The sequence below is a fragment of the uncultured Veillonella sp. genome, assembly GCF_963522475.1.
Classification (GTDB): Bacteria; Bacillota; Negativicutes; order Veillonellales; family Veillonellaceae; genus Veillonella.
Map to the genome: position 1 here is coordinate 123,605 of NZ_CAUQYW010000006.1, position 10,406 is coordinate 134,010.

General features: G+C 37.8%; 7 protein-coding genes and 1 rRNA gene. All 8 read right to left on the bottom strand.

What is annotated here, in order from left to right; genetic code table 11:
* Positions 1-106: 106 nt before the first annotated feature.
* Positions 107-1,279: a hypothetical protein gene (locus RWP19_RS05270; protein ID WP_314356746.1), complete on the bottom strand. Its 1,173-nt coding sequence runs from the start codon at positions 1,277-1,279 to the stop codon at positions 107-109.
* A gap of 210 nt (positions 1,280-1,489) precedes the next feature.
* Complete coding sequence (gene cydD / locus RWP19_RS05275) at positions 1,490-5,077, bottom strand: thiol reductant ABC exporter subunit CydD (protein ID WP_314356748.1); 3,588 nt, start codon at positions 5,075-5,077, stop codon at positions 1,490-1,492.
* 139 nt (positions 5,078-5,216) lie between these two features.
* Positions 5,217-6,236, bottom strand: coding sequence for a cytochrome d ubiquinol oxidase subunit II (gene cydB / locus RWP19_RS05280; RefSeq protein ID WP_314356749.1), 1,020 nt, complete (start codon positions 6,234-6,236; stop codon positions 5,217-5,219).
* Positions 6,227-7,615: a cytochrome ubiquinol oxidase subunit I gene (locus tag RWP19_RS05285; protein WP_314356750.1), complete on the bottom strand. Its 1,389-nt coding sequence runs from the start codon at positions 7,613-7,615 to the stop codon at positions 6,227-6,229. Before RWP19_RS05285 ends, cydB begins: the two co-directional genes overlap by 10 nt.
* A 62-nt stretch (positions 7,616-7,677) precedes the next feature.
* A complete protein-coding gene (locus tag RWP19_RS05290) occupies positions 7,678-8,130 on the bottom strand; it encodes an Rrf2 family transcriptional regulator (protein WP_295259959.1) in 453 nt (150 codons plus the stop codon).
* A gap of 220 nt (positions 8,131-8,350) precedes the next feature.
* Positions 8,351-8,845: a MogA/MoaB family molybdenum cofactor biosynthesis protein gene (locus RWP19_RS05295; RefSeq protein ID WP_314356751.1), complete on the bottom strand. Its 495-nt coding sequence runs from the start codon at positions 8,843-8,845 to the stop codon at positions 8,351-8,353.
* Between the two features lie 8 nt (positions 8,846-8,853).
* Positions 8,854-9,714, bottom strand: coding sequence for a polysaccharide deacetylase family protein (locus RWP19_RS05300; RefSeq protein ID WP_314356752.1), 861 nt, complete (start codon positions 9,712-9,714; stop codon positions 8,854-8,856).
* 444 nt (positions 9,715-10,158) lie between these two features.
* Positions 10,159-10,275, bottom strand: a 5S ribosomal RNA gene (gene rrf / locus RWP19_RS05305).
* Positions 10,276-10,406 lie beyond the last annotated feature (131 nt).

The window sequence follows — 10,406 nt, forward strand, 5'->3', positions numbered from 1 at the left end:
TCATAACAAGTCCCACTTCATAAAGAAAAAACGTATCTCTAGAAAGAGATACGTTTTTTCTTTACTATAAACTATTCAGTTATTTCAGCTATTTAGTAATCAATGCCTAATAATTCATGAGTAACATTAACTCAATCAATGTACAACCAATATAAGCAATAATAAACTTAACTTTTTGCTTACGCATTCTATCATCATCTGCAATTTTAAGTCGATTAGCAAGGAACCGCTTATCACGAATTTGTAATAATAAATGTTTAATTCGCTCTTGGCTTTCATTAGCCGTATCTTCATCACAATCAGATGTAAGTGTAGCCTGCTGCATGAAGATTCGACGATGTAACTTACGCATTTGTATCTTGATGTTATTATGCACAAATGCACTTTGCCACTGTTTACGAGAATCAAAGTACATGTACAAATATCTCGGAATATTCATAACCAAGAAGGATATAATAAAAATCCCTAAAGAAATCAAGAAATATGTAGAGAATGAGAATTCTAAAGTTTCTGTAGGCAAGTAGTGATGCAAGATAATAAAGCTAATCCACACGCCGATTGGCAACAAGAGAACGGCCGCAATGTCGATAGAACGAAGCCAGCTAGTACGGGTTGGTACATCTGGTACAGTGAATGTATCTACTGGATCATGGAACGCATAATAATCTAACTGTAAAACGGATTGACTAGTACGAGGGTTCCCCAATAGAACAGGACCATGACTACCGATATGTCGTTCAGGCAATGGTATGAATTTTTTTACTTGTGTATTTGGTAATAGATCGAACTGAATAATCCCCTTTTTCTCAAACCGCATAGTAGACCCCTTCTCACCTAATGCAATAGGATTGAAGAATATACCAAAGAGACTGAGGCACCAGTTACCTAATAGGTGTAGAATAGAGTTTAAAATAAACCCACCTGTATCTATATTATTTGTATCGAGACGAATTGCAAAGGATGATGAATAATCATCAAACCATAAATCCTCTAAGGTGAATTCCACATTGATCACATTCCCCCATTTAGTAATAATGGATAGGAATATTTGATTGTTGGGCTCAAATTCAAACGTTACAGCATAAAAGAGCCAATGATTGCGAAGAGCAGCCCGCAACATACGGTTAACAGTGTCTTCTTCTATGTATAGTAAACGATGGTCGAACAAATCTTGCTCTAATGGTACTTTTTCTATACTAGGCACCTTATCCATCGCCGTTTCACGATCAGATAATGCTTCGTCCACCAAAGCTCGTAATTTGGTGAAGATCTTAGTCATAACCCCTCCAGGGTAACAAAAATAGCTTTTGACATACAAATTATACCATATATTGCATGATTTATCGATAAAAGACTACTACATATACTAATAAATATAGGTATACATAAAGCCCCTTTTACATAGTAAAAGGAGCTTTATTACTGCAGTTTAACATTCGGCCTATTATAGTTTAATATTTATAATAGATAGTTTAACTGATATTTACTTTTATTGAATACTTGCCATAGATAGATAGCAATATTCGTAGAAACGACCACGAAGAGCCATTAGTTCTTCATAAGTTCCATCTTCTATAATTTGGCCTTTATCCATAAATAAAATACGGTCCATTTGCTCTAACCCTTCTAACTGATGCGTAATATATAAGCATGTTTTATCCTGTACATATTCCATCAAATCACGATGCAGAGCTTTCCTCGTTACTTGGTCTAAACCTTCTAATGGCTCATCTAGTAAAACAACTTGAGGTTTTCGTAAGAATAGTCGAGCTAAAGCAATCCTTTGGCGTTCACCACCACTTAGGCCGTGACCACCACTACCAACAACGGTATAGATACCATCTGGCAAACGATTCGTTACGGAGCGTAATGAAGCACGATCAATAGCATACTCTAAATCATCTGCTGAAGCATCCGGTCTAGCAAGGCGAATATTATCCTCAAAGGACGCATTGAAAATATATGTATCTTGTGTTATCGTCCCTAATGCATTACGCCATGTGTCAATAGAAATATCCTTTAACTCTACATCGCCAACATGAATCGAACCGCCGTAGTCATATAATCGCTCAAGCATATTAAACAATGTAGTCTTACCAGATCCACTAGCGCCAACAATGGCAATCGATTGGCCTTGTTTAATATCTAATCTAAGATGCTCATAAATACGACGCTCAGGTTCATACCCAAAGGATACGTTAGTAAAAGTAATTTCTCGATTAGCATTAAATGGTTGTGGTTCTTTTGGTTCTCCCACAGGTATTGGCTCATGTGCAAGTGCCATAAGTCGACTCGTAGCTACTCTACTTTCAGCACCATGATGAACGGCAGCGATCATAGGTTGTAAGGCCTCAAACCAAGCTTGTGTACCAATAGCAGCAACTGCTACCATAACACTGGCCCAAGCTCCGGTCAACTCATTAGCTGCCAATATGGCTACAATGACAACTGTAATTTGAACTCCACCTAGGAACAGCGTATTACCTAAGTTCATGCCTCTCTCGATAATACCTTTATTAGCATCCACAGTACTCATCATATGTTGAATACGATCGTATACTAACTGTTCATTGCCGTAGCTAATGACATCCTCCAAACTATCCATAGTATCACTTAATAAGGATTTATATTCCCCTTGTTGAGGTCCAATCGCCGTCAACGATTGTTTGTTATGAGCATATACAACTAAAGGCAAAACTAGACCTAATATAAAGGCTGCTAAAACTATAGGCGCAACCAAACTATTATCAATCGTAGATACACCATAGGCAACTAAAATAGTTAAAGCAATGGCTGCTGCAGGCGGAATCAACGTACGCAAGTAGAAAAATTGTAGTACCTCTATATCCCCCATAATGCGGCCTAGCATATCCCCTGCACCAAAACGTTTAAGAATAGCCGGCGCCAATGGTTCTAAATGAGCATAAAACCATACACGCAAACCATACAGGCCTTGGAATGCCATACGATGAGATGTATACCGTTCAAAATAGCGACATACAGCACGACTGACACCGAAGAAGCGAACACCAACGATAGCAAGACTCAAATACGTAAGACCCGGTTGCAATGCAGCTGATGCCAATAACCATGCAGATACTGTTAAAAGCCCCACATTCATAAATACCGTTAAGAATGTAAAAATCAAAGCTAATACTAAGGACCACTTTGCAGGACTTAGTACAGCAAATAATAATTTCCATCCTTGTATCCCCATCTTAGATATTGAAACTTCAGGAGTCTGTATTGTATCTTGACCTATTACGTAAGCCCCTTGATTATCTATACAAATTGAATTATCAAGCTCTTGTCTATCTTCTAAGCTAAATGACGTGCCTGTTTTTAATTGTTCTTCCATAGCTGAAGAAAATTCACCTAAACCAGAAGTAACAAGATCTTTGAAATAACCCTCTACTGTAACAAGTTCTTCATAAGAACCTTGTTGAATGATGCATCCATGTTTCAAAACGTATAGTGTAGAAGCCCAATGCATCGTTTGTAGGCGATGGCCAATAATAATGACAATTTTATTATCCATCAAACGTTTGATAGCACTGCTTATAATAGCTTCTGTTTTTACATCAAGATGTGCCGTTACCTCATCAAGAATTAACACTTGTCCTTTTCTCAAGAACGCACGTGCTAAGGCAACTCGTTGACGTTCGCCCCCACTAAGGCCCAAGCCACCTTCACCAATAACCGCATCAAGTCCGTCTTGCTGCCTATTAATCACCTCTATTAGCTGTACCTCTTTACAAGCTTCTATAATCTCTTCATCACTTACATTCATCCCAAATGATAATACGTCACGCAAAGTTCCTTTCATAATATGTGGATGTTGAGATACATAGGTAATTTGTTGGCGCCACCACGCAATATCGATGTCACATAAATCAAGACCATCTATAGTAACAGTGCCTTTAGGAGCAGTTAAAAATCCCCCAATAATATGGGCAATTGTAGATTTCCCTGCCCCACTTTCACCAACGAGCATGATTGGAGAATTACGTTTAGCCTCTAATGAAATATGTTGTACACCATTTTCACTATCTTCATAGGTAAAAGTTAAATCCTTAATTTCAATTGCTTGTATATCACCTTTAAGTTGATATTGACCTCCTACCGGTAACGAGTGCTGACGATTCATAAACTCTTCGTATTTTAAAATCGAGGTCTTACCTGCCATACCCGTATGGAATGCAGCCCCCAATTGTCTAAATGGCGTATAGAACTCTGGCGCTAATAGCAAAATAAAAAAAGCTGAAAAGAATGAGATTTCACCATCCAATAATGTTAAGCCTAGGTATACCGCAATCAATGCAGTACTAATAGTACTTACAAGCTCAAGAACTAGAGCAGATAAAAACGCCACACGCAATACTCGTAATGTAGAGTCTTTAAACTCCTCAGATAAACGACCAATAACCTTAATTTGATCCTTTGCACGACCAAAAAGTTTTAATGTTGTAATACCTTGCAATACATCAAGAAAATGACCAGATAAGAAGCTCATACGCTCCCACTGTTCTTTATTAAGACGATCCGCTTGCTTACCAATTAAGATCATAAAGAATGGAATTAATGGTACGGTGATAATTAGAATGATACCAATAATAGGTAATGTGTCTACAATAGCAATACCCATAATAAGAGGAATCATAATAGCATATAAAATTTGAGGAATATAACGAGCTACATAAGCATCTACTTGCTCTAATCCATCAGTGAGCATATGTATCATATCGCCATGGCGTTCCTTATGTTGTACACCAAGTTTAAACATATGCTCTAAGGCTCGTTCTCTAAATGTTGCTTTTACCGCACTACCTAATCGGTTGGCTACAGATTCTTGCATGTAGTGTGCTAGTAATCTCACAATAATGGCAATACCTAAATAGAAAATGGTGTACCTTTCATCATGTAAGGTATTCTCGGAAAATATAAAATTATTAATTAAGGTTCCAAAGAACCAAGCTTGCCCAACAATAGACAGACTTTCTACTAAACAGGTTAAAACTAGTATTAAAAGCTGACTTTTATGTTCTAGCAACACTTTAAAAGCGGTACGCTGTATCATAGTATCCCCTATGGTAAATCAAATGAATCTAAATTTATCAATATTATGTCCATCTTACCACAAAAAAGAGGCGTGCCGCTACGACACGCCTCACATTGAGACATAAATTTATAATTTACACAAATTATAAACTATTTTATTAATAGTGTAAGTCTTTTTCAGATACACGATGGCGGAATGTCCAGTATACCCAGATTTGGTAAGCCAAAATAATTGGCACAAATATGAAGGCTACACAAGTCATCAACGTCAATGTGTAAGTAGAATTACCTGCATTTGCAATTGTTAAGCTCCAATCAGGGTTCAAAGAAGAAACCATGATGCGAGGGAACAAACCAGCAAAGTAAGCAGCTGTTACAGAAATAACAGATAAGGAGCTGAATACAAAGCCCCATTTTGTATTACGAGTACGTGTTGCACCCCAAGAAATGAGGAAGAATACGATTGCTAATGCGAAGCAAACAATGGCTAATACAGAGTTAAATAAATCTGTAAATACATATGTGGCAGCTACCAATACTAAAGCACCGATTGCTGTAGGAACACCTACTACCAAAGAAGCTGCACGAGCACGTTCGGAAACAGCACCAGCTGTTTTGATAGAAGTGAACAAGCCACCATGGTATGTGAATACCAAGATAAATGCAATACCACAAAGTACTGTGTATGGGCTTAGTAAATCAAAGAATGTACCTACATATGTCATGCTTGCATCAATTGGAGTACCTTGAATCAAGTTACCAACTGTAACGCCCCACAATAATGCAGGGATCAAGGAACCAAAGAAGATACAGTAGTCAAAAGTTTTACGCCAAACTAAGTTAGGGCTTTTGGAGCGGAATTCAAAAGATACACCACGGATAATAAGTGCCGCAAGCATTAAGAATAACGCTAAATAGAAACCACTAAACAATGTAGCATATACATGAGGGAAAGATGCAAATAATGCACCACCTGCAGTAATCATCCATACCTCGTTACCATCCCAAACAGGACCCAAGGCATTGATCATTTGACGACGTTCAACGTCAGTTTTACCGATGAATGGTAATAAAATACCAGTACCATAGTCAAAACCTTCTAATAAGAAGAAGCCAGCGAATAGTACAGTAATTAAAATAAACCATACCACTTCAAGGTTATTAAAAATTAATTCCATAATCTCGCCTCCTCTTTTTCAACTACATCGTGAGATGGGTTGCCATCTGGACCTTTTTTGATGTGTTCTACAGCAAGGTAGAGAGCTGCAATAGCTGCTATGATGTACACAACTGTAAATCCGATGATAGTAGTCATAATTTCTGGAGCGGTAACGGCTTTTGATGCACCGTCAGCAGTTAATTGCAGACCATTTACAAGCCATGGTTGACGACCTGCTTCTGCTACAAACCAACCTGTGGAATGAGCAATAAATGGCAATGGCAATGTCCAGAACATAATTTTTAGGAATGTGCGATTGCCAACTAATTTATCTTTTGCATTAAGGATAAGACCTACGAATGCAACAAGTAACATAATGGAACCTGCTGCAACCATGATACGGAATGTCCAGAAGATTGCTGGAACATCTGGAATATAGTTACCAGGACCATATTGAGCCTCTGATTTAGCTTGAAGCTCTTTAATACCTTCTACTTTACCAGAAGTAAAGGAGTTTTGAGTCAAGAAGGATAAACCACCAGGGATTTCAAGAGCACCAGTGTTTTTTTGTGCTTTAGTATCAATGTTAGCTACCAAAGAGAATGGCGCCGGATCTTGTGTTTCCCACAACGCTTCCATAGCAGCCATTTTCATAGGTTGTACTTTAGTAATGTATTGACCTTGATGATGACCTGCCAAAGCGCCTAAAGTGCCGAATACAAGAGCAATAACCATACCCCATTTAGCAGAACGACGGTAGAAGTCTGTCGCATTATTACGCAATAAATGCCATGCACTGATGGCCATAATAATTACGCCTGCTGTTAATAGACCATTCAACACAATGTGGAAGAATTGACCTGGTACATAGCCGTTTTGAACAATTGTTAAGAAATTATCCATTTCTGCACGACCATTGCGAATTACATAACCTACAGGATGTTGCATGAAGGAGTTTGCTACGAGAATCCAGAATGCAGATAGGTTTGTACCTAATGCTACCAACGTAGCTACAAGGGCATGAACAGTTTTATTCAAACGATCCCAACCGAAGATCCATACACCCATGAATGTAGATTCCAAGAAAAATGCCATTAATGCTTCAAGGGCCAATGGAGCACCGAAAATGTCACCCATAAAACGAGAATATTCTGCCCAGTTCATACCAAAATGGAATTCCTGAACAATACCAGTTACCACACCCATAGCAAAGTTAATTAGGAACAATTTGCCCCAGAATTTTGCCATTTTTTTGTATACTTCTTTACCAGTAGACACATATGTCCACTCTAAGATAGCTACAGTCACTGTCATGCCTAGTGTGAACGGCACAAACAACCAGTGATAGATAGATGTTAGCGCAAATTGTAATCGAGCTAAATCTACAGCTTCAAACATGTGTTTTCCTCCTTAGAATAAAATACCTACATCACTTGATGAGCTTTTACCAAAATCTTGTATCATTGAGCTTGTAAATATGGCAATGATTCAGCCTCAATCAACTGTTCACGTTGGGCAAGAGTTTTAAAGTTAACAGTCTCCAACTGATTGATTAATTGGTCCTGAATCGTCCCCATAGCTTCATTGATAGCACAATGCCCCATACAAGATTTAGAGCAAGAACCTACATCATATAAACACCGTTGTAAATACGCATCCCCTTCTACCGCTCTAATTACATCGAGTAATGAAATCTCTTGAGGGTCTCGATTGAGGGAAAACCCACCATCTACCCCACGAAAGGACTTCATAATCCCAGCTGCAATGAGACTACGCATAATCTTGAGCAAAAATCGTTCTGGAATCAATTCTTGCTCAGCCAATACGGCTCCTGTTATCTTCGTTCCCGAAGGTAATAGTGCCATATGTAAGACCATGCGAAATGCATAATCCGTGGCCTGATTTAACTTCATAAAGTCTCCTTTCTCGTGCACTCGGACAAACGTATTACTAAATCTAGTATAATCGAAATAAAACAATACTGCAATGGTATTGTTTTATATATTGAGAATTAACATATATAGTTTTTAAGCCCACAAATTAGGTACAATCTGAATACTTTTATAATTACAGAAACAGTTTTTGAATTCTATTATCAAAAAAGACTGCCCATAAATGGACAGTCTTAATATATTATTTTGTAATTTCTCGAACAAGATGAGCCATTTCAGGAATGATGAGTTTACTCATAGCTAATGTAACAGCACCTACAGATCCAGGTACTGAGAAAATTAATGTGTTATTATTAACCCCCGCTTCTGCACGAGATGCCATCGCCTTAGTACCAATATCCTCTGCATAAGATAAGTATCTAAAAATTTCACCAAATCCAGGAATATGTTTCTCATAGAGGCTATTCGCCGCTTCGATTGTCACATCTCTCTTAGCAATTCCCGTACCACCTGTAGAAATGATAACATCAATAGATGTATCATTACACCATGGAATCATAGCATTTCTAATTTCATCGTAATCATCAATAACAATTTTACGATCCGCCACAATATGATCTGCCTGTTCTAAAAACTCTTGTATCTTATTGCCACCCTTATCAGTTTCAAAAGTACGCGTATCAGAAACGGTTAAAATAGCAACCCGTAAAGGTCTTGCCACAACTTCGTAAGACATAATTCCTCCTAGAATAATGGAATAATAGATGCTAATGTCGTCCATCCATTATCGCGTAAAAAATCACGTAATGCCCATGTATATCGAATAAATGGTGCACAATGTAAACGTAACCAAAACGATAAATATGGTGTGTCCCCTTGGAATATAGCTAATCGATTTAAGGCATATAGATTATCTCCTAAATGTACTGTGCCTGGTTGTACTGTAAAAGCAATTTTATAACCAGACTGTTTAGTTACATATTGAACGAGCATATCATTAAACCCACCGGGATATGCTAAATAATCAATATGTTCACCTAAAATCCCCTCTAAAGAGGTCTTCCCACCAAGAAGAGCATCTGGTAACTCTGTTGGATCTATTTTAGTTAAAATTTTATGATGATTTGTATGACCTTGAATATCAAATCCACTAGCTTTCATTGCATGCATTTGTTCTGTAGAAACAAAACCATGCGTATTAGCTGCATCACTAATCATGAACAAGGTTGCTTTCATATTATATTCCTTTAGTATAGGCAATACATTGTTGTAATTATCAACGTAGCCATCATCAAAGGTGATAACAATTGGTTTACTAGGTAGTTCAGTACCATTTTGTAGGTAATCATACAATTGATCCAAAGTAATCGTATTATACCCATGATTATGCAGATATTCCATCTGTTCTCTAAACTGATCAACATGAAGAGTCAATGCAGAATGTTTTTCATCATTTACTTGATGGTAATTAAGAACTGGTACACCATATATCTTATAATCAGAAGACAGTCCCCACATAACACCAATGGAAACCGCTAAAACTGCAATACATATTGCAAGTATACATAATAATTTTATAATACAGCTCTTGCCATATTTATACATAGAAACTAATCACTCCAATCCACTTAGACATATAATGAGAATATCACACATGCCTTGTATTATCAAGAAAATCCCTTTAAGAAATGATTTATAATCTATAAAATATACATTATATAAACTTTACACAAAAAAAGACACACCCTCAAGTGTGCCTTTAGCTTAATCAGCAGCTTCCTATCACACTCGCCCATGGCAATATATAATACATTATGCCAATGTACAAAATAAACCATAGGGCTTCATCGAAGGTGATGTGTGGGCCCCATGCGTCGCTACGTTCCTCTGTTGCCTCACACCCTACCCTTCCTAGCTCCGTCTTACACGGACACCTAGATAGATAATACTTGTACAACTTTGGCTGGAGACGGCTCTGGTAGAATAAGCTAGTCGAAGACTAACTAAAAGAAAAAGGCCTACCTTTAGGTAGACCTTTTTCTTTTAGTCAATCAGCAGCTTCCTATCCTCCCAGGCCGTCTCCAGCCAAGTACTTTCGGCGTTTATGAGCTTAACTACTGTGTTCGAGATGGGAACAGGTGGATCCTCATAGCCATCGCCACTGAATCTGTCAGAGTTTGTACTCTGAAAACCACATAGAAGTTATATATATATTTGTTGCACATGTCTGCTTAATGTTTATTTAAGTAAAGCCCTCGATCTATTAGTACCAGTCAGCTCCAAACCTCACGGCTCTT